The sequence below is a fragment of the Pseudomonas sp. OE 28.3 genome (genome assembly GCF_014268205.2).
Lineage (GTDB): Bacteria > Pseudomonadota > Gammaproteobacteria > Pseudomonadales > Pseudomonadaceae > Aquipseudomonas > Aquipseudomonas edaphica.
Genome location: NZ_CP077082.1, coordinates 1,479,195 through 1,499,433, shown reverse-complemented (window position 1 = coordinate 1,499,433; position 20,239 = coordinate 1,479,195). Strand labels below are relative to the sequence as shown.

The following is a 20,239-nucleotide window of genomic DNA, read 5'->3' as shown; positions in this document are numbered from 1 at the left end:
CTTCAAGGGCAGGACGCGGAGCGTCCGGGGCGGCGTTCCCACGCAGAGCAAGGGAACGATCATCAGGCCTTGGCTTCCTGGATGATCTGACGAATAGCCCCGACAAAGGCTTCAGCCGGCTGCCCACCGCTGACCGCGTACTGGTCGTTGAACACGATGGTGGGTACTGAAGTCACACCGCGTGTAATCCACAATTCTTCCTGCTCACGGACTTCAGCAGCGTACTCGTCAGACGCCAGAATTTCAGCCGCGCGCTTGATATCCAACCCAACACTTTCGGCGATGATCGCCAGCGTCGCGTGGTCGGACGGGTCTTGCCCATCACTGAAATACGCCTTGAACAGCGCTTCCTTGAGGTTGTACTGCAACCCTTCAAGCCCCGCCCAATGCAGCAGCCGGTGCGCATCGAAGGTGTTGTAGATACGGCTGTGCCCGTCCGTGCGAAAGGCAAAGCCCAGCGCCGCGCCCATGTCGCGGATACGCTCACGGTTGGCCTGGGATTGCTCGGCGGTGGAGCCGTACTTTTCGGTGATGTGCTCGACGATGTTCTGCCCTTCGGCCGGCATCTTCGGGTTCAGCTCAAACGGCTGGAAATGAATCTCGGCCTGCACCTCGCTACCCAGTTGGTCGAGGGCTTCGGTCAGGCCGCGCAGGCCGATGATGCACCAGGGGCAAGACACGTCGCTGACGAAATCGATTTTCAGGGGAGTACTCATGGTAGGCAACCTCGCTGGCATTAATGTGCGCCATAAAGGTTGCACCATACACCAACTTCACAGCACCTTCGAAGGCTCGCCCAGATCAATCTGCGCCCAATGCGCGGCATCTTCGCGATGGGCTTTCAGATACGGCAACACAGCCGTCAGCAGCGGTGCCTTGAAGGCTTCCTGGAAGCGGTGGGCCATGCCCGGTATGAGCTTCAGCTGGCTGCCCTGGATATGCGCGGCCAGGTGTACGCCGTGCATCACCGGCAACAACGGGTCGGCGGTGCCGTGCACCACCAGGGTCGGCACGCGCAATTGGTTAAGCAAAGGCACGCGGCTCGGCTCAGCCAAAATCGCCATGATCTGACGCTTCACGCCGTCCGGGTTGAAGGCGCGGTCGTAGGACAGCGCGGCCTGGTGCAGCAGCGCCTGGCGATCATCTTTCACGTTGGGGCTGCCCAGGGCTGCGAGTAAATCGGCTTGTTGCTCCAGCGCCACTTCACGGTTCGGCGCGCTGCGCCGCGACAGCAACTGCACCAACGCCGCATTGGGCGCCGGCAAGCCTTCGGCGCCGGAACTGGTCATCACCAGCGTCAGGCTTTCGACCCGTTGCGGCGCCATGGCTGCCAGGTGCTGGGCGATCATGCCGCCCATACTCGCGCCCAGCACGTGGAATTGCTGAATCTGCAGCGCGTCCATCAAGCCCAATGCATCGTCGGCCATGTCGGTCAGCGTGTACGGCGCCGCCACCGGTAAACCGAGCTTGTAGCGCAGCACTTCGAACGTCAGGTTGGCGCTGGCGGGAGCCTGGCGCCAGGTGGACAAACCAACGTCACGGTTGTCGTAGCGGATCACTCGAAAACCCTGTTCACACAAGGCCACCACCACTTCATCCGGCCAGTGGATCAACTGCCCGCCCAGGCCCATGACCAACAGCAACGCCGGGTCCGACGCTCGGCCGATGCTCTGATAGGCGATGCTGACTTTTTCCAGGTCGACCGTTTGGGTCGGGACATTGACATCACATCGAGAAGCCGCAAAAGACGGCAGGCCGAACACTAGAACGGCCAATAAAAACAACACGCGCATGAAAAACACCGAAACGCAGAACCCCAGTAGAGCGCGAGTCTGATGAAGTTTGTACAAGCGCGCTGCCACAGTTGCGTGACAGTTTGATGAAGTGCGCCCAACGGTCATGGTCGACATGACTGGTAACATGAGACAAACTCACGATATATCCAATCATCACAAATTATCTTCATGGAGCGCCCGTGCTCGAAATCCGCCACCTCAAGACCCTGCACGCATTGCGCGAAGCCGACAGCCTGGTCGAAGCCGCCGAACGCCTGCACCTGACGCAATCGGCGCTGTCCCACCAGTTCAAAGAACTGGAAGAGCGCCTGGGCATGCCGCTGTTCGTGCGTAAAACCAAACCGCTGCGCTTTACCAGCGCCGGCTTGCGCCTGCTGCAACTGGCCGATGCCACCCTGCCCTTGTTGCGCGGCGCCGAGCGTGACATTGCGCGTTTGGCCGGTGGCACCGCCGGGCGCTTGCACATGGCGATCGAATGCCACAGCTGCTTCCAGTGGCTGATGCCGACCATCGACCAGTTCCGCGATGCCTGGCCGGAAGTCGAACTGGACCTGGCCTCAGGCTTTGCCTTCGCGCCGCTGCCGGCCCTGGCCCGTGGCGACCTGGACCTGGTGGTGACCTCCGACCCGCTGGAACTGCCGGGCATCACCTATGTACCCTTGTTTACCTACGAAGCCATGTTGGCCGTGGCCAACCAGCATGCGCTGGCGAACAAGTCGTACATCGTGCCGCAAGACTTGCTCAGCGAAACCCTGATCACCTACCCGGTTGAGCGCGACCGCCTGGACATTTTCACGCGCTTCCTGGAACCGGCCGACGTGGAGCCGGCCCAGGTGCGCACCTCGGAGCTGACGGTGATGATGATGCAATTGGTCGCCAGCGGCCGTGGCGTGTGCGGCATGCCCCATTGGGCGCTGCATGAATACAGCGCGCGTGGGTATGTGAAGGCCAAGCGTTTGGGCGAAAAAGGCTTGTTCGCGACGTTGTATGCGGGGATCCGTGCGGACATGCTGGATGCGCCGTATATGCGCGACTTCTTGCTGACGGCGAAAGACACGTCGTTTTCAACTTTGGATGGGGTCAGCGCCGTGCGTTAATCACGCACAAAGGTGAACACAATGAGGACTCTAATGTGGGAGCTGGCTTGTCGAATCGTCGCACCGCTGCGATGCAGACACCTCGGTGTGTCAGGTACACAGAGTTGATGCTATCGCAGCGGTGCGACGATTCGACAAGCCAGCTCCCACACAGAACTATGGTTCCCCTATGGAATTTCAGTCGCCTTTGAGTTCACGCCACATGTGGACCTTGTCGAAATACTCGATCCCCACCCGCACCGCCAACGGCTCCAGGCCGTATTGAATAAAACCGCAGCGCTGGTACAGCGCGAAGGCTGCGTCGTTGCCGGCGGTGACGGTCAGTTGGATCAGTTTGACGCCGGGCTGGCGTCGCGCGGCATCGAGCGACGCCTCCAGCAACTCACGGCCCAGGCCCTTGCGCTGATAAGCCTCGGTCACGAACATGCCGAACAGCGTGACTTTGTGCCGCGCCTTTTCCCGGGGTTCAAAGGCCAGGCCGACAATCCCGGCCAAGGTGTCAGCCGCGAACGCGCCGAGTACCCGGTCCAACGGATTGTCCAGGCGCTTTTCCCACCAACTCATTGGCATCCGCGCGCGCTCGGCGACGCTGGAGGTAAACGCTTGGGGATAGGCGCCGTAGGCCTCAAGCATCAGCGCTCGATATGCCTCGGCGTCGTGGGCACCCAGTGGGCGAATCAGCATGCGGTGAGCGACTTTCGGTAAAACGGCAGGATCAAATCCCGCGTTAAAGGCGCCAGGTGCAAGCCGCCGTCACCGGCCGGGTCGATCCAGCGCACTTCTTCAATCTCGGCAGCGGGCGTCACCGGCACATCAATGTGCACCTGGAACAACTCGGCGTGCACCGTAAAACCCGGTTCGTTGGCGGCAGGCGCCGAGAAGTGGCCCAAGTACACGGCATCACTCGGTTTGATACACAGGTTCAGTTCTTCGTACAGCTCACGGGCCAGCGCCTCGGCGGGTTGCTCACCGGCGTCGATCTTGCCGCCGGGCTGCATGAACGCCTGGGTGCCACGTTTGCGTACCAGCAGGGTTTGACCGTCGCTGCCGATCAGCAGGGCGGCGGCAATTCGAATAGTGGAAATGCTCATGAAAGAATCGGTGTCTCTTCAGGTTGTTTGATAAATACGCTGTATTTCGCGCCTTCCATCGCCTCGAACGCAATCAGCTTGTCCACCAGCGGCAGATTCAACACCTTGCCGGCGTTAAGCAACAGCATGCCGTTATCGGCATTGAGGTTGCGGGCCAGCACCATGCCGGCTTCCAGCTCTCGGGTGGAGAGGACCTTGACGCTGGGGTCGCCCAAGGTCACATCGCTGAGGAAGGCCGCGCAGGCCTGCACGAAGTCTTCCACCAGCTCCGGATCGTAAAGACGACCGGCGTACTTGCGGATATACAGCAACGCTTCGTCGCTGTTCAGATGCCGTTCAAGGATCAAGCCTTTTTGCAGTTCGATGAAGTCCACTGCCAGTTTAAGCAGGCGCGAGCCGGGCGGGATCGCATCGCCCTTGAGGTGATCGGGAAACCCTGTACCGTCCCAACGCTCCTGGTGGTGGCGAATGATCCGCGCCGCATCCTTCATCGGTTCCAGGGTCATCAGCAGCGATTCGCTCTGGGTCGGGTACTCGCGATACAGGCCACGGTCGGTGCTGTGCAGCTTGTCCGACGGCGCAACCATCATGCTGTCGCTCCAGCTCAGCTTGCCAATGTTGTACAGCGCAGCGGCCATGGTCAGGTCGCGGGTGCTGGCTTCGTCGATGGACTGGGCCGCGCAGTAGACCCGGATCAGTTCGATCAAGGCGCGGTTGGTCTGTTTGTCCTTGGGCAAGCGCAGGTTGGCCAACAGCGAAAACACTTCGGTACCGGTCACGTAGCTGCGCTTGAGCTCGTCGTAGGCCAGATCGAGCATGTCGGCGGTCTGTTGCAGCTCGCTGGTACGGGCTGCCACGCGCTTTTCCAGGTTGGCGTTCAACACCTTGAGCTGATCATTCTGCTCATGGGCCAGGCGCTCCAGGCGCTGATGCTCCAGGGCCTGGCGCAACACCAGCGGCAGTTCTTCGTCATTCCAGGGTTTGCTGATGTAACGGTGAATCTGCCCTTCGTTGATCGCCTTGATGATCGTCGCAAGGTCAGCATAGCCGGTCAACAGGATGCGGCTGGTGGCCGGGTACAGCCGGTGGACTTCAGCCAGCAACTGCGCGCCGTCCATGCCGGGCATGCGCGCGTCGCTCATCACCAGGTCGATGGGCTGGGCCGCCATGATCTCCAGGGCCTGGGCGCCGCTGCCGGCGAGTACGACATTGAAGGGTTGGCCGCGCAACAGGCGGCGCAGGCTGTTGAGGATCGATTCTTCATCATCAACCAGCAGAATCGTGGGTGGGGTCGCAAGCTGTTCATCCATGGTTACTGCGCCTTAAAAATAAACGTAATAGAGCTAAATTGAACCCTGGTATCCCGCCGCGTTTCTGCGCTTGATGCACGCAGCCACGCAGCTGATTTGACGCCAACTTGCCGTCGATTTCAAGGGAACTCAACTATGCTGTCTCAACCGGTACGTACTCCTCCCGGATGTCAAACCAAGGAAGGAAGTGTTATGCCATCAACCCTGTTGCCAATGCAGAGTGCGCCATGAAGCCGGATTCAGGGCGGGCCAACCGACGCATTCTGATCGTGGATGACACCGCCTCTATCCACGAAGATTTCCGCAAGATTCTGTGCGCCAATCCCAACGATGCCCCCTCACTGGACAGCCTGGAAGAAGCCCTGTTCGGCACCGCGGCGCCGGTGCGCCAGGCGTTTTTGCTGGATTCGGCCTATCAGGGCCAGGAGGCCCTTGCCCTGGTGAACAAAGCCCTGCCGGACGGTGCGCCCTACGCCATGGTGTTTATCGACATGCGCATGCCGCCCGGCTGGGATGGCCTGCACACCATCGAACAGTTGTGGAACGTCGACCCCAACCTGCAGATTGCCCTGTGCACCGCCTACTCCGATTACTCCTTTGAGGCCATCGAAGCGCGATTGAAGTACAACGACCAGCTACTGATCCTGAAAAAACCCTTTGACCACCTGGAAATCCGCCAGATGGCCAGCGCCCTGACCTGGAAATGGCAGCTCGCCCAAGACGTCGCCCTCAAGGTACTGGGCCTGGAGCGCACCATTGAAGAACGCGTGCAGGAACTGCTCAAAGTGTCGCACCTGCTGCAATACGACGCGCTCACGCAGTTGCCCAACAGCACGTTGCTGGGTGACCGCCTGACCCAGGCCATCGCCTTGGGCCGACGGCATGACACACAACTGGCGGTGATATTTATCGGGCTCGACCGCTTCAAGCGCATCAACAATGCCTTGGGGTATCCGGCGGGCGACGAGGTGCTCCAGCAGGTCAGCCAGAGCCTGGTGGCGACGGTGCGAGACTCGGATTCAGTGTTTCGCTACGGGGCCGACGAGTTTGTGATTCTGCTCAACGATATCCAGCACCCGCAACAAACCCAGCATATTGCGCAAAAGTTGCTCACGGCCGTGCGCACAACCCGCCACGTCGCCGGGCACGACCTGAGCGTCACCGCCAGCCTGGGCATCAGTATTTACCCCAATGACAGCAGCACGGCGGTGGAACTGATCAAACATGCCGAAACCGCCATGCACACCAGCAAGGAGCGCGGCCCGGGTGATTTCAGCTTTTATACCGAGACCATGAACCTGCGCGCGCAACATCAGCAAGGCCTGGAAAGCGCGATCCGCCAGGCCCTGGAGCGTGACGAGTTCGTGCTGCACTACCAACCGAAACTGGAATTGAAAACCGGCAAAATCGTCGGTGCCGAAGCCTTGATACGTTGGTTTGCGCCGCGCGCCGGATGGGTCAGTCCGTCTGAGTTCATTCCGGTGGCCGAAGACAGTGGGCTGATAGTGCCCTTGACCCAGTGGGTACTGCGCCGGGCCTGCGAGCAAGGGCAAGCCTGGCGCGCCATGGGCTTGAGCCCGTTGTGCATCTCGGTGAACGTCTCGGCCATCGACTTTCGCCAGCGGGACTTTACCGACAACCTGGCCGAGATACTCACACAGACCGGCCTGCCGCCTGCCCAATTGGAGTTGGAAATCACCGAAAGCGTGTTGATGCAGAATGTCGACGACACCGTCGCCACCTTGAACACCATCAAGGCCATGGGCGTGCGTCTGGCCCTGGATGACTTCGGCACCGGTTATTCCAGCCTCAGCTACCTGCGGCGCTTTTCCATCGACGTGCTGAAAATCGACCAATCTTTCGTACGCGGCATGAGCGTAAATAGCCAGGACGCGCAACTGATCAGCGCTATCATCGGCATGGGCAAAAGTCTGAACATGAGCATCATTGCCGAAGGCGTTGAGACGATCGAACAACTGAACTTCCTGCAAGCTCAGCGGTGCGAAGAAGGCCAGGGTTTTCTATTCAGCAAAGCCGTACCCCCAAAGGATTTTGCGCAGTTGATGCAAGCCGGTCACCCTGCCCTGATGCCCGATCAATAGCCGATTGCAAGGAGTGCTCGCTTGAGCGAAGTATCAACCCAAGGGCTCATTTTCACCTTATGGTTAGGCGCGAGTCTGCCACTGGCAGCCGCACCGCTGGACGAGGCACTCAAACCCTTGCCAGGCGTGCCGACGCTGGACCCGGCCAAAGTCGAACTGGGCCGGCAACTGTTCAATGAGCCGCGCCTGTCAGCCAACAACACCCTGTCCTGCGCCAGTTGCCATCGCCTGGAGTCCGGCGGCGCCGACGACAAGCCGTTTTCGATCGGTTTTGACGGCAAACCGGTAGAGGTCAACACCCCATCGGTGTTCAACGCCAGCCTGAACTTCAAACAGTTCTGGAATGGTCGTGTCGACACGCTGGAAGCGCAGGTCGAACACGTGGTCACCAGCACGGCAGAAATGGGCAGCGACTGGAAAACCGTGGTGCAGAACCTCGCCGCCGTGCCCGCCTACCAGAGCGCATTCCAGCAAACCTATCCCGATGGCGTCACCGCAGCCAATGTGCAAAACGCCCTGGCCACCTATGAGCGCACGCTGCTCACGCCCGACTCACGGTTTGACCAATACTTGAAGGGCAATACGGAAATCCTGACCCTCAAGGAAAAGTACGGCTACCAGCGTTTCAAAGATTACGGCTGTATCGCCTGCCACCAGGGTGTGAACATCGGCGGCAACATGTTTCAAAAATTCGGCGTGATGGCTGACTACTTCAAGGACCGCGGCAACCCGGTCGAGTCGGACCTGGGGCGTTACCTGTTGACCAAGGATGAAGAGGACCGCTATGTGTTCAAGGTGCCCAGCCTGCGTAATGTGGCGGTCACCGCGCCCTACTTTCACGACGCTTCGGCCAAGAGCCTGGAAGAGGCTGTGGACGTGATGTTCAAGTATCAGCTGGGGCGCACTCCGACCCAGGAAGACAAGGACCTGATCATCCTGTTTCTCAAGACCCTGACTGGCCAATGGGCGGGCAAGCCGTTATGAGCCGACTGCCGAGCCTGTCCCGCCGCCGTATCAGTCAGCTGTTGCTGGGGTTGATGACCCTGCTGCTGGCCTCGACCCTGGTCTTTTTGTACCTCATGTCCTCCCGCGACCAAACAGCCAGCTACACCCAGTCACGGGACCTGATCCGCCAGCTCCAGCAACTCAACGCACAATGGGACAGCGAAGTGCTCAAGGCCCGGATTGCGATTACCCACAACTACGATCCGCTGGTGACACCACTCACCGAAATGACGCGTATATGGGCCGAACTTAACAGCCGCAGCACCTACCACAACAGCGTCGACCTGCCCCGTTGGCGCACCATCCAGCTAGCGTATGAAACCGCCATCCAGGAAAAGGCGCGGCTCGTAGACCGGTTCAAATCCCACAATGCGGTGCTGCGCAACTCGCTGGCGTTTCTGCCGACCGCTGAAGACGATATCCAGGCCCAGTTCAATCGTGTTGACGATGGAGGGCGGCTGCAACTGCAAAGCGTGGCCACCGACACCTACGACCTGCTGCTCAGCAGCCTGGAGTTCGCCCAGGTCACCAGCGACGACCGCGCCGCCGATATTCTGGTGGGCCTGGGCAAACTGGAAATTAACAAGGAACGCCTGCCCATTGAGTTCCAGGCCCCGGTCGAGATCCTCAGCAACCACATTTCGCTGATCCTGCGCGAGCAACCGGTGGTCAACAGCCTCCTCGAACGAATTGCCGCAGTGCCCGTGGCCGAGCGCCTGGATGACTTGACCACCCACCTCAACCAGGACCAGCAGGCGGCCGACCTCATTGATCATCAATACCACCGCTACCTGTTGATTTTCTCAACCTTGCTGGTGGTGTTGCTGCTGTACCTGGCGGTACGCCTGTTGCGCAGTTTCGCCGAGATCAACCGGATCAATCGTGCCTTGCAGGCCGCCAACGAAACCCTGGAACAAAGGGTGGAGCGGCGCACGCAACAGCTCAAGGACGCCCAGAGCGAGCTGATGGACAGCGCCCGCCAGGCGGGCATGGCGGAAATCGCCACGAACGTGCTGCACAACGTCGGCAACGTGCTCAACAGTGTGAACATTTCCGCCGACCTGGTGGGGCGTAAATTGCGCAACAGCAAGGCCCAGGGCCTGGGCAAAGCCATGCAATTGATCAACGCGCATCAGGGCGACCTGGGCACCTTCCTCAGCGAGGATGAAAAGGGCAAGTTGCTGCCGGGCTACCTGAACCAATTGGTCGAAGCGATTGCAGTCGAACAGCAAGACATGAGCGAGGAACTGACGCAACTGAGCAAAAGCGTTGACCACATCAAGGACATCGTCTCGACCCAGCAATCCTATGCCGGCGCCTCCACACTGCTCGAACCCGTCAACATCAGCGCGTTGATGGAAGACGCCCTGCGCATGAACGCCGGCGCTTTGAGCCGTCATCACGTCACGGTGGTCAAGGAGTACGCGCAAGTACCGGAGATTCTGGGCGACAAACACCGGCTGTTGCTGATCATGGTCAACCTGATCAGCAACGCCAAGTACGCCATGTCCAACCTCAGTGACCGGCCACGGCAAATGACCCTGACCGTGCAACCGGCGGCTGAAGAGACGCTGAAAATCAGTGTAAGGGACGATGGCGAGGGCATACCCGCCGAGAACATGACCCGGATATTCACCCACGGCTTCACCACGCGCAAAGAAGGCCACGGCTTCGGCCTGCACAGCTGCGCCCTGGCCGCCGTGGAAATGCACGGCCAACTCAGCGCCCACAGCGATGGGCCAGGCCTTGGCGCAGTGTTTACCTTGACGATTCCTCTTACCCTTGCCGGAACTGCCCCATGAACCAGACTCCCAACCGGCGCATTCTGTTGATTGATGACACACCGTCAATTCATGAAGACTTTCGCAAGATTCTGATGCCGAGCGTGGCCGCCAACCCTGCACTGGACGACCTGGAGTCAGCGCTGTTCGGCGCCGCCGCCACGCCTCAGGCTCAGGTATTTGACCTGCATTCGGCGTACGGCGGCGAAGAAGGCCTGGGCTTGCTGACCACGGCCATGGCAGAACAACGGCCCTATGCGCTGGCTTTTGTGGACATGCGCATGCCCCAGGGCTGGGACGGCGCGAAGACCATCGAGGCATTGTGGAAGGTCGACCCCGACCTGCAAGTGGTGGTGTGCACCGCGTACTCGGATTACTCCTGGGAGGACCTGCTCTTTCGCCTGCACGCCCATGACCGCTTGCTGATCCTGAAAAAACCCTTCGACAACATTGAGGTCCAGCAAATGGCCAACACCTTGGCCAACAAGTGGGACATGGCCCGTCGCGCCGCCTTGCAAACCTCCCACCTGGAACAGCTGGTGGAACAACGTACCCAGGCGCTGCAACTGGAAATCGACGAGCGCAAGCACTTGGAAAGCCAGCTGGTGCAGTCGGAAAAGCTAGCGTCGCTGGGTCAGCTTGCCGCCGGTGTCGCCCATGAGATCAACAACCCGGTAGGCTTCATTTCGTCCAACCTCAGCACCCTCGATGGCTACTTCAACCAGCTGCAACAGATGCTTGAAGCTTATCGACACAGCGAGGAAATAATCGCTTCGCAACCACAGCGCGACCAGCTAAAGGCCTTGCGCACGACGTTGGAGCTGGACTTTCTCAAGGAGGACATCCCGATCCTGATCCGCGAATCGAAGGATGGCATTGGCCGCGTGGTGCAAATCGTCAAAGACCTGAAAAATTTTTCGCGGGTGGACAACGACCAGACCTGGCAATTCACCAATCTGCAACAAGGCATTGATTCGACGCTGAACATCGTCGCCAGCGAACTGAAGTACAGGGCTGATGTGGTCAAGCACTACATGCCGCTGCCGGACATAGAGTGCCTGGCGTCGCAGCTCAATCAAGTGGTGATGAATCTGGTAATCAATGCCGCACAAGCCATGGGCCCGGAACGCGGCACCATTACCATCAGCAACGGCGTGGAAGGTGAGAACATCTGGCTGGAAGTGGCGGACGACGGCTGTGGCATTGCGCCGGAAACCGTGCAGAAGATTTTCGACCCCTTCTTCACCACCAAACCCGTCGGCGAAGGCACTGGCCTGGGGTTGTCACTCTCCTACGGCATCGTCAAGAAACACCGGGGCTCAATCTCGGTCAGCAGTGAGTTGGGCAAGGGCACAACCTTTCGGGTGGTGCTGCCGATTCGGCAAACGGCGGCGTAGGGCACGCCGCCGAGTCGGGGTTATGCATCCGCCTTTTTTGGGCTGGACCCAAACGAAGCGAAACGCTTGTTGAACCCGGCGATCCGGCCTTCGACCTGGGTCTTGCGCTGCTGGCCGGTATAGATCGGGTGCGAGGCGCTGGACACATCGAGCGGGATATACGGGTAAGTGTTGCCGTCACTGTGTGTATGGGTGCGGTCGCTGTCGGCGGTGGAGCCGATCAGGAAGAACACGTCGGCGGCGGTGTCGTGGAACAGCACAGTGCGGTAGTCGGGATGGATACCAGCTTTCATAAGGCCTCCGGGGCGTCTGGGTGCAATTCAAGTGTTATACAGTAACATAAATCATGCACCCAAACGAGAACCGATTGCAATAAGAATAGGCCGACTGCTTCTATGCCGCTTCCTGGAAGTCCATTTCCGGGGGTTGTTTCGAGAAACCGCGTGTGAGAAAGCCCAGGTACACCAGGCCAATCACCAACCACACCGCGCCCAGGTAAATCGCCAGGTGATCGAGGCTGACCATCAGCCACACGTCCGCGAGCAAGCCGATGGTCGGGAATACCAGGAACAGGATCAGCTCACGCACACCGCGCTGTTTGGCGCCGATCCAGTAGTGAAAGATCACCGACAGGTTCACCAGGCTGAACGCCAGGAACGCACCGAAGTTGATGAACGAAGTTGAGGTGGTCACGTCGAGCTTCAACGCCAGCAAGGCCACCACCGCACACAACAGGATGCTGTTGACCGGCGTGCCGAAGCGCGCATGCAAGGTGCCGAAGAACGACTTGGGCAACACACCGTCACGGCCCATGGCAAACAACAGCCGCGAACCGCTGGCCTGGGCCGACAGCCCCGAGGCGAACTGGCCGACGATCAGGCCGATCAGGAAGATCGACACAAACAGGTCGCCGCCCACGTTGCGGGCAATCTCGTAGGCCGCCGAATCCACATCGGCGAATTCGAACGACGGGTGGGCGATCTGCACGAAGTACGACACGCCGACGAAGATCAGGCCGCCGATCAAGGTGATCAGCATGATTGCCCGTGGGATGGTACGGCGCGGGTCGCGGGTTTCTTCGGTGAGGGTACTGACCGCATCAAAGCCCAGGAACGAATAGCAGGCGATGGCCGCGCCGCTCATGATCAGCGGCATGTGCATCTGGCCGTTGAAGAACGGGGCGATGGTCCATAGCGGCTTGCTCGCGTCACCGCCGATGTAGTGGATGCACAGCGCGACAAACGCGATCAGCACCAGAAATTGCACCAGCATCAGCAGCGCGTTGATGCCGTTGGCGAGCTTCAACCCGATGATATTGATTGCCGTGGTGATACCGATAAAGGCCAGCACCCACACCCACTGCGGCACCGCCGGGAACGCCGAATGCAGGTACGCAGCGCCGATCAGCCAGATGGCCATGGGCAGGAACAGGTAGTCGAGCAACACCGCCCAACCGGCGATAAAGCCCAGCTTGGGGCTGATGGCCTTGCGCACATAGCTGTAGGCGGAACCGGCCACCGGGAATGCCGAGGCCATGCGCCCGTAGCTCATGGCGGTAAAAAACATCGCCACCAGGGCCGCCAGGTACGCGGCCGGGACCATACCGCCGGTGGATTGCGCGAGGATGCCGAAGGTGCCGAGCACAATGATCGGCGTCATATAGGCGATGCCAAACAGCACCACCGACCCTAACGACAGGGTGCGTTGCAAACGAGCCATGAGCGATTCTCCGCTGATTTATTAGATTTATGGCAGAACTGAAGTCGGTGAAGCGCAAACTATTTTTATGATTGATGCTGCTGTTGTGGCGAGGGAGCTTGCTCCCGCTGGGGCGCGTAGCGGCCCTAAGATTTTGGGGCCGCTGCGCAGCCCAGCGGGAGCAAGCTCCCTCGCCACTAGGGGCCAGTCTTAAACGTGGGGGATCAGCAATTCGCGCGTCCCATCGCTGCGCTCAATCACCTCGCCGGGCAATTTCAAGCGCTGGTCATCCAGGTAGCGGTAGTCCTTGCGAGCCGCCACCAATTGGTCAAGATCCAGCTCGACGGTGAATTGCCCTTCCTCACGCCCCGCTTCAAACAGCAAGGTGCCGATCGGGTCCACCAGCGCGCTGCCGCCGGCGAACAACAGGTCGCCGTCGCCTTCTCCGACCCGGTTGACCATCAGCGCAAACGCCTGGTTTTCCTGGGCGCGGGCCATGATCGCGGTGCGGTGCGTGGGGCCGTAAGGGTCCATGTTGCCGTTGGTGACGATCAGCAGCTCGGCACCCAGTTGCGCCAGGGCGCGGGCGGTTTCCGGGAACTCGATGTCGTAGCAAATCAGCAGGCCGACGCGCACGCCGTTCCACAGGCATGTGGCGTAACGATCGCCAGCGGTGAACACGCCGCGATCCGAAGCCCACAGATGCGTCTTGCGATAACGCAGGGCGATGCCCTCGGGGGTGATCAGCAAGGTGGTGTTATAGAACTGGCCACCGTCGTGTTCGGCCATGCCGATGACCACGGCGATATTGCGCGTACGGGCCGCCTGGATAACCGCTTGTACGGTGGGGCCGTCTACCGGCTCGGCGATAGTGGCGACGGTCTCGGCCGACGGGAAGCCCATCAGGTGGGTTTCCGGGAAGACGATCAGTTGCGTGTCGGCGGCGCACGCAGCAATGGCCGCCAAGGCGCGCTCAAGGTTGTAAGCTGTACCGTTATCGCGGCCTGCCAATTGGGCAAATTCGACCTTCATGGGTATTCCTTGTTCTTTATCCGTGTCGCAGTATGCGCAGCCAACACCGGCCAGGGAATTACGCGGCCGAGGTAACCCGATAGGGGTAGATTGATGAGCATGACGCTGCAAGACATCGCCTGGCACCGTTCGGTGGGGCAAATGATAGACGCCCTGGACCAGCCCAATTTCTGGACCCAGCTTGTGCGGCTGTTGGACCAATACGTGCCGTCCGACAGTTGGGTGGCCTTGCTGTTCAGCAGTCAGCACCGCCCGCTGGTGTTCGCCGAATCCCCGGGCGCCGATGGCACGCCGGACCCTCTGTTCCAGGACTACCTCAACGGCCTGTACCTGCTCGACCCGTTCTACATCGCCAGCCGCGAACACGCGCGCACCGGCCTGTTGCGCCTGGCGGACGTGGCGCCGGAGCATTTCGAGCTGACCGAGTACTACCAGCGCTACTTTCGCCTGAACGTGGTGGCCGATGAAATCCAGTTCAATTGCCACCTGCCGGACGGGCGCACCCTGTGCCTGTCGCTGGGTTCGAAACAGCGTTTTGACCCACAGCAAATTGCCCTGCTGTCACTGATCCAGCCGTGGGTGGTGAGCCTGCTGCGCCAGCGCCTGCCCCATGAACTGAACCAGGTGAGCGCGCCGCAACCGCCGATTCAAAATGATGGCTGGGGCGCACAACTCACCGCCCGTGAGCTGGATGTAGGCCGTTTGATGCTCAGCGGTTGCTCCAGCAAGGAGATCGCCCGTAAGCTGGAAATCTCTGTTGAAACCGTGAAAGTCCATAAGAAACACATGTACAGCAAGCTGGGGATCAAATCCCAGTCGGAGCTGTTCTCGATCTTTCTTCAGGCGCAAAACGCCTGACCGATGAGTCCGAACCCAAGGAAACCCGTATGAGCCTGTCGTTGCTAAGCCGTTACGCCTTCTTTGCCGTGTGCGTCATTTTCACCCTCGCCAGCCTTCCGTTTATCGAACATGAGTGGCTGTGGCCTATCACCGTGGTCACCGGCATCCTCAGCCTGATCGGCGTTTTCGACCTGCTGCAAAGCCCCCACGCGGTGCGCCGCAACTACCCGATCCTGGGTAATATCCGTTACCTGGTGGAAGCCATTCGCCCGGAGATCCGCCAGTACCTGCTCGAATCCGACAGCGACGCCCTGCCCTTCTCCCGGGCTCAGCGCTCGCTGGTTTACTCGCGCGCCAAAAACGAAACCGCCGACAAGCCGTTCGGTACCCTGATCGACGTGTACCAGTCGGGCTTCGAGTTTATCGGCCACTCCATGCGTCCGGCGCCGCTCAGCGACCCCAGCGCCTTTCGCGTGATGGTCGGCGGCCCGCAGTGCACGCAACCTTACTCGGCCTCGGTCTTCAACATCTCGGCGATGAGCTTCGGCTCGCTGAGCGCCAATGCGATTCGCGCGTTGAACCAAGGCGCCAAGCTCGGCAACTTTGCCCATGACACCGGCGAAGGCAGCATCAGCCCCTACCACCGTGAAAACGGCGGCGACCTGACTTGGGAACTGGGCAGCGGTTACTTCGGCTGCCGCACCAGCGACGGCCGTTTCGACCCGGAGCGCTTTGCCGTACAGGCACAGAACCCGCAAGTGCGCATGATCGAAATCAAGATGAGCCAGGGTGCCAAACCCGGCCATGGCGGGATTCTGCCCAAGCACAAAGTCACCCAGGAAATTGCTGAGACGCGCGGCATCATGATGGGCGAAGACTGCATCTCGCCATCGCGCCACAGCGCGTTTTCCACCCCGATCGAGATGATGCAGTTCATCGCGCAACTGCGTGAACTGTCCGGCGGCAAACCGGTGGGGTTCAAGTTCTGCCTCGGCCACCCGTGGGAGTTCATGGGCATCGCCAAGGCCATGCTCGAGACCGGCATCCTCCCGGACTTTATCGTGGTCGACGGCAAGGAAGGCGGCACCGGCGCCGCGCCGGTGGAGTTCACCGACCATATCGGCGTGCCGCTGCGTGAAGGCCTGCTGTTTGTGCACAACACCCTGGTGGGCCTGAACCTGCGCGACAAGATCAAGCTGGGCGCCAGCGGCAAAATCGTCAGCGCCTTCGATATCGCCAGCGTGCTGGCCATCGGCGCCGACTGGGCCAACTCGGCGCGCGGCTTTATGTTCGCCATCGGTTGCATCCAGTCGCAAAGCTGCCACACCAACAAATGCCCGACGGGCGTCGCCACCCAAGACCCGCTGCGCCAGCGTGCGCTGGTGGTGCCCGACAAAGCCCAGCGCGTGTTCAACTTCCACCGCAACACGCTGCACGCCTTGGCGGAAATGCTCGCTGCGGCCGGCCTGGATCATCCGTCGCAACTGTCGGCCAAGCATTTGGTGCGGCGCATGTCGGCGACCGAAATCAAACTGTTCTCGCAGCTGCATGTGTTCCTCAAGCCTGGCGAGTTGCTCACCGGCGAGGTGAACGGCGAGTTCTATTCGCGCATGTGGCAAATGGCACGGGCGGACAGTTTTGAGCCGCAGGAAGTGGCTGCCGCATAAATATCCGAATACTCTTGACCGCTGAACCGGACCACCGACGGCATCGTTGAAACAAGGAGCTTCACATGCCGTTACTCGACTTCAGCGCCATTGCGGCGCAACTGCCCGACAGCTGGAAATCCGCACGCCTGGGCCAGGTCGGCCCAGCGCGGATCAAGGTGTTGCGTATGGATGACCAAGCTTATAAAGAGGAAACCCATGATTACAACGAGGGGTTATTGGTAGTCAGCGGCCAGTTGTGCCTGAGCATTGGCACCGAGCAAATACGCGTTGCTGCCGGCCAGATGTACCTCGTAGAAGCCGGCACTCCCCATGCTGTAAGCCCCGGCAGCCGGGGCACGTTGGTCATCATCGATGTATAGAGACATTCAGTAATACCCAGCCTTTGCAATTGCTTACAAATACCGCCAACCTGCGCGCGCCCGACGTGCGGCGTGTGACAACACGCGCATTCGCCTGTCATGACTTAAACCCCTGTTCAAGAGCCCGCTGCCATGCTGAACGGACGCGACCCGCGCATCGATTTTTTTCGGGGCTTGGCGTTGATCTTCATTTTCTGGGATCACGTCCCCCACAACCCACTCGGCCAGATCACCCTGCGTAATATCGGTTTCAGCGATGCCGCTGAAGTGTTTGTATTTCTTGCCGGTTATGCCTCAGTGCTGGCCTATGGCAAGGTCTTGCAACGCGAAGGCTACTGGATGGCCTGCCTGAAGATCCTGCGGCGCACCTGGGTGCTTTACGTGGTGCATATTTTCTTGCTGGCGATGCTGATGGGCATCGTGTTCTTCGCCAACAGCCATGTGGAAACCCGCGATCTGGTGCAGGAGATGGGCCTGACGCACTTTGTCACCCAACCACAGCAAGCGTTGGTGGATGAATTGCTGCTGCGCTTCAAGCCCAACCTGATGGACCCGTTGCCCTTGTATATCGTGCTGCTGGCCGGCCTGCCGCTGGTGTTGCCGTTGCTCTTGCGCAAAACCTGGTGGGTGGTGGCGGGGTCGATGGCGGTGTACCTGCTGGCGCCACACCTGGGTTGGAACCTGGCAGCGATTGCCGACGGGGTGTGGTATTTCAACCCGGTTACCTGGCAGTTCCTGTTCGTGCTGGGCGGCGCGGCGGCGATTCATGGGCAACAACCCCGCGCGCAGGAGCATCGGCCACTGCTGCGGCAGCCGTTGTTCATGATGGCCGCGACCTATGCATTGATGGCCGGCGTGATCACGATCGGCTGGCGCTGGCCCGAGGTGCATGACGCACTGATGCCGCACGCGCTCAGCGAACTGTTGTACCCGATCAGCAAGACCGACCTGTCGCCGGTGCGTCTGCTGCATTTTTTGGCCTTGGCCTATGTCACCGCCAAACTGTTGCCGGGGCGTGCCTGGACGCAAAACTGGCTGGCACAGCAGACCTGCCGGATGGGCCGCTTTTCGCTGGAAGTGTTCTGCCTTGGCGTGTTGTTGGCGCCGTTGGCGGACATGGTCAACGCCATGGCCGGCGATGCCTTTGCCATGCAAATTTTTACCGCGCTTGTGGGCGCTGGCTTGATGGCGATGTTGGGCGCCTGGCTGGAGTTCAACAAACGGCTGGACCAATCGACACGCATGGCCGCCGCCTGAAAACAAAAAGCCCCGATCAAGGGGCTTTTTGTTGTGCGCCAGGCCGTCAGGCGACGGAGCGTGCCGCCGCATTGGTCGGCTGCAACTTGAACACGTAATACAGCACGGTCAGCAGCACCAGGAACGCAGGCCCCACATACAGCGCCACCCGCGTATCCGGGAAGTACGCCATCAGGCCCACCACCAGCACCAGGAACGCCAGCGCCAGATAGGAACTGACCGGGTACAGCCACATGCGGTACTTGAGGCCTGCGGCTTCGGCCGGGCTCAGGCCTTTGCGGAACTTGAGCTGGGCCAGCAGGATCATCAGCCAGGTCCAGATCGCGCCGAAGGTGGCGATGGAGGTCACCCATACGAACACCTGGTCAGGTACCAGGTAGTTGAGCAACACGCCCAGCAGCAAGGCAAAGATCGACAGCAGCAGCGCCTTGCGCGGTACGCCATTGCTGGAGGTGGTGCCGAAAGTCGCCGGCGCCTGGCCGTTCTGCGCCAGGCTGTAGAGCATGCGCCCGGTGCTGAAGATGCCGCCGTTGCAGGACGACAGCGCGGCGGTGATCACCACGAAATTGATGATGCCTGCGGCGGTCTTGATGCCCAAACGTTCAAAGGTCATCACGAACGGGCTGCCCTGGGTGCCGATTTCGTTCCACGGGTAGATCGACAGGATCACAAACAACGCGCCGACGTAGAACAAAAGAATGCGCCAGAACACCGAGCCGATGGCGCTAGGAATAGTCTTCTGCGGGTTGCGTGCTTCACCGGCGGTCAGGCCGATCATCTCGACGCCCAGGTAGGCGAACATCACCATCTGCAAGGACATCAACACGCCCTGCACGCCGTTGGGCATGAAGCCGCCGTGAGCCCACAGGTTGGAAATACCCAAGGCCACGCCGTCGTTGCCGAAGCCGAATGCAATGATGCCGACGCCGCCGATCACCATGGCAATAATCGTGACGATCTTGATCAGCGCAAACCAGAACTCGAACTCACCAAAGGCTTTGACGGCGATCAGGTTGATCGTGCCCATGCTGATCAGCGCCGCCAGGGCCCAGATCCAGCGCGGCGTGTCGGGGAACCAGACACCCATGTACACCGCCACGGCGGTGATTTCCGCGACACAGGTCACCAGCCACAGGAACCAATAGTTCCAACCTGTGAGAAAGCCCGCCAACGGGCCGAGGTAATCCTGGGCATAACGGCTGAACGAGCCGGCTACCGGGTTGTGCACGGCCATCTCACCAAGGGCGCGCATGATCACCAGAATGGCCAGGCCGCCGATGATGTAGGAGAGCATGATTGCCGGGCCGGCCATCTCGATGGCCTTGGCCGAACCGAGGAACAGGCCGACACCGATACAGGCGCCGAGCGCCATCAAACGGATGTGTCGTTCACCCAGTTCACGTTTGAGCGGGCCGCCTTGAGCGGTCTCGCCAGGGGGCAGTGGTTTGCCGACAGGCATAGGGAAACAACCTCATTTTGTTATTGGATTGTCCGTCGAGTTTCCGGGGCCAGGCCGGTAAGCCTGTGCCCTTGTTGAAACCGGGGCCGCCTCATGGACGGGCCCTTCTTGCCGGGCAAGATCAGCGGGACGTGCAGTATAAAAAGCCGGGACCAGGGTCTTTCACTATAAAAACCATGCAATTCAGTGAAAGACCCGGCTAAAAAGCCACTTTTCAGGAGCATATTACCTGCACTGAGCGACAAAACGTCGCAACCCACCCTGCATTCACACGCCATCCAAGAAGATTCCGACTACCCAACCACAATTCCCTCACTCCTGTCGCCCAGCGACTAAGCTTCAGGC

18 protein-coding genes are annotated in these 20,239 nt (G+C 60.2%); 9 read left to right on the top strand and 9 right to left on the bottom strand.

The features are described 5' to 3' along the window. Positions 1 to 62 precede the first annotated feature (62 nt). Positions 63 to 716, bottom strand: coding sequence for a DsbA family oxidoreductase (locus HU759_RS06630; protein WP_017137018.1), 654 nt, complete (start codon positions 714 to 716; stop codon positions 63 to 65). A 57-nt stretch (positions 717 to 773) separates the two neighbouring features. Then, positions 774 to 1,793, bottom strand: a complete 1,020-nt coding sequence (locus tag HU759_RS06625) for an alpha/beta hydrolase (protein ID WP_186616795.1) — start codon at positions 1,791 to 1,793, stop codon at positions 774 to 776. A gap of 182 nt (positions 1,794 to 1,975) precedes the next feature. On the opposite strand from HU759_RS06625, the gene metR reads away from it, so the two are divergent. Beyond that, positions 1,976 to 2,893: a transcriptional regulator MetR gene (gene metR / locus HU759_RS06620; protein WP_017137016.1), complete on the top strand. Its 918-nt coding sequence runs from the start codon at positions 1,976 to 1,978 to the stop codon at positions 2,891 to 2,893. A 177-nt stretch (positions 2,894 to 3,070) separates the two neighbouring features. Here the strand turns inward: metR and HU759_RS06615 are convergent, their stop codons facing one another. Genes HU759_RS06615 through HU759_RS06605 form a run of 3 tightly spaced genes read right to left on the bottom strand, consistent with a single transcriptional unit; the run spans position 3,071 to position 5,294 of the window. Then, positions 3,071 to 3,577, bottom strand: a complete 507-nt coding sequence (locus HU759_RS06615) for a GNAT family N-acetyltransferase (RefSeq protein WP_186616794.1) — start codon at positions 3,575 to 3,577, stop codon at positions 3,071 to 3,073. Continuing rightward, positions 3,571 to 3,984, bottom strand: a complete 414-nt coding sequence (locus HU759_RS06610) for an NUDIX domain-containing protein (protein WP_017135907.1) — start codon at positions 3,982 to 3,984, stop codon at positions 3,571 to 3,573. The genes HU759_RS06615 and HU759_RS06610 overlap by 7 nt, the downstream gene beginning before the upstream one ends. Further along, positions 3,981 to 5,294 carry an HD domain-containing phosphohydrolase gene (locus HU759_RS06605; protein ID WP_017135906.1) on the bottom strand — a complete coding sequence of 438 codons (1,314 nt, stop codon included), beginning with the start codon at positions 5,292 to 5,294 and terminating at the stop codon, positions 3,981 to 3,983. The genes HU759_RS06610 and HU759_RS06605 overlap by 4 nt, the downstream gene beginning before the upstream one ends. Before the next feature lie 227 nt (positions 5,295 to 5,521). Between HU759_RS06605 and HU759_RS06600 the strand changes: the two genes are divergently transcribed. Genes HU759_RS06600 through HU759_RS06585 form a run of 4 tightly spaced genes read left to right on the top strand, consistent with a single transcriptional unit; the run spans position 5,522 to position 11,579 of the window. After that, complete coding sequence (locus HU759_RS06600; protein WP_186616793.1) at positions 5,522 to 7,396, top strand: GGDEF and EAL domain-containing protein; 1,875 nt, start codon at positions 5,522 to 5,524, stop codon at positions 7,394 to 7,396. Between the two features lie 21 nt (positions 7,397 to 7,417). Next, entirely contained in the window at positions 7,418 to 8,380 is a 963-nt protein-coding gene (locus HU759_RS06595; protein ID WP_099548508.1) for a cytochrome c peroxidase, read from the top strand. Next, entirely contained in the window at positions 8,377 to 10,203 is a 1,827-nt protein-coding gene (locus HU759_RS06590) for a DAHL domain-containing protein (RefSeq protein ID WP_225933034.1), read from the top strand. Before HU759_RS06595 ends, HU759_RS06590 begins: the two co-directional genes overlap by 4 nt. Further along, the gene (locus HU759_RS06585; RefSeq protein ID WP_138452482.1) at positions 10,200 to 11,579 is read left to right on the top strand and encodes an ATP-binding protein; all 1,380 of its coding nucleotides are present in this window, start codon (positions 10,200 to 10,202) and stop codon (positions 11,577 to 11,579) included. The genes HU759_RS06590 and HU759_RS06585 overlap by 4 nt, the downstream gene beginning before the upstream one ends. Before the next feature lie 20 nt (positions 11,580 to 11,599). On the opposite strand, the gene HU759_RS06580 is transcribed toward HU759_RS06585, so the two are convergent. The 3 genes from HU759_RS06580 to HU759_RS06570 all read right to left on the bottom strand — a co-directional run bounded on the left by HU759_RS06580 (position 11,600) and on the right by HU759_RS06570 (position 14,309). Continuing rightward, the gene (locus HU759_RS06580) at positions 11,600 to 11,872 is read right to left on the bottom strand and encodes a type B 50S ribosomal protein L31 (RefSeq protein WP_017135901.1); all 273 of its coding nucleotides are present in this window, start codon (positions 11,870 to 11,872) and stop codon (positions 11,600 to 11,602) included. A 100-nt stretch (positions 11,873 to 11,972) separates the two neighbouring features. Beyond that, a complete protein-coding gene (locus HU759_RS06575; protein WP_186616792.1) occupies positions 11,973 to 13,298 on the bottom strand; it encodes an APC family permease in 1,326 nt (441 codons plus the stop codon). Between the two features lie 189 nt (positions 13,299 to 13,487). Continuing rightward, on the bottom strand, positions 13,488 to 14,309 hold the full coding sequence (locus HU759_RS06570; RefSeq protein WP_170036368.1) for a carbon-nitrogen hydrolase family protein: 822 nt from the start codon (positions 14,307 to 14,309) through the stop codon (positions 13,488 to 13,490). Positions 14,310 to 14,402: 93 nt separating this feature from the next. Between HU759_RS06570 and HU759_RS06565 the strand changes: the two genes are divergently transcribed. The 4 genes from HU759_RS06565 to HU759_RS06550 all read left to right on the top strand — a co-directional run bounded on the left by HU759_RS06565 (position 14,403) and on the right by HU759_RS06550 (position 18,435). Continuing rightward, positions 14,403 to 15,167, top strand: coding sequence for a LuxR C-terminal-related transcriptional regulator (locus HU759_RS06565; protein WP_170036366.1), 765 nt, complete (start codon positions 14,403 to 14,405; stop codon positions 15,165 to 15,167). A 29-nt stretch (positions 15,168 to 15,196) separates the two neighbouring features. Further along, positions 15,197 to 16,816, top strand: a complete 1,620-nt coding sequence (locus HU759_RS06560) for an FMN-binding glutamate synthase family protein (RefSeq protein ID WP_169985314.1) — start codon at positions 15,197 to 15,199, stop codon at positions 16,814 to 16,816. Positions 16,817 to 16,881: 65 nt separating this feature from the next. Next, positions 16,882 to 17,178, top strand: a complete 297-nt coding sequence (locus tag HU759_RS06555) for a cupin domain-containing protein (RefSeq protein WP_099548502.1) — start codon at positions 16,882 to 16,884, stop codon at positions 17,176 to 17,178. Positions 17,179 to 17,310: 132 nt separating this feature from the next. Next, complete coding sequence (locus HU759_RS06550; protein ID WP_186616791.1) at positions 17,311 to 18,435, top strand: OpgC domain-containing protein; 1,125 nt, start codon at positions 17,311 to 17,313, stop codon at positions 18,433 to 18,435. Between the two features lie 46 nt (positions 18,436 to 18,481). On the opposite strand, the gene HU759_RS06545 is transcribed toward HU759_RS06550, so the two are convergent. Further along, positions 18,482 to 19,894 (bottom strand): amino acid permease, encoded by a 1,413-nt coding sequence (locus HU759_RS06545; protein ID WP_099548500.1) that lies wholly within the window; start codon positions 19,892 to 19,894, stop codon positions 18,482 to 18,484. Positions 19,895 to 20,239: the final 345 nt, after the last annotated feature.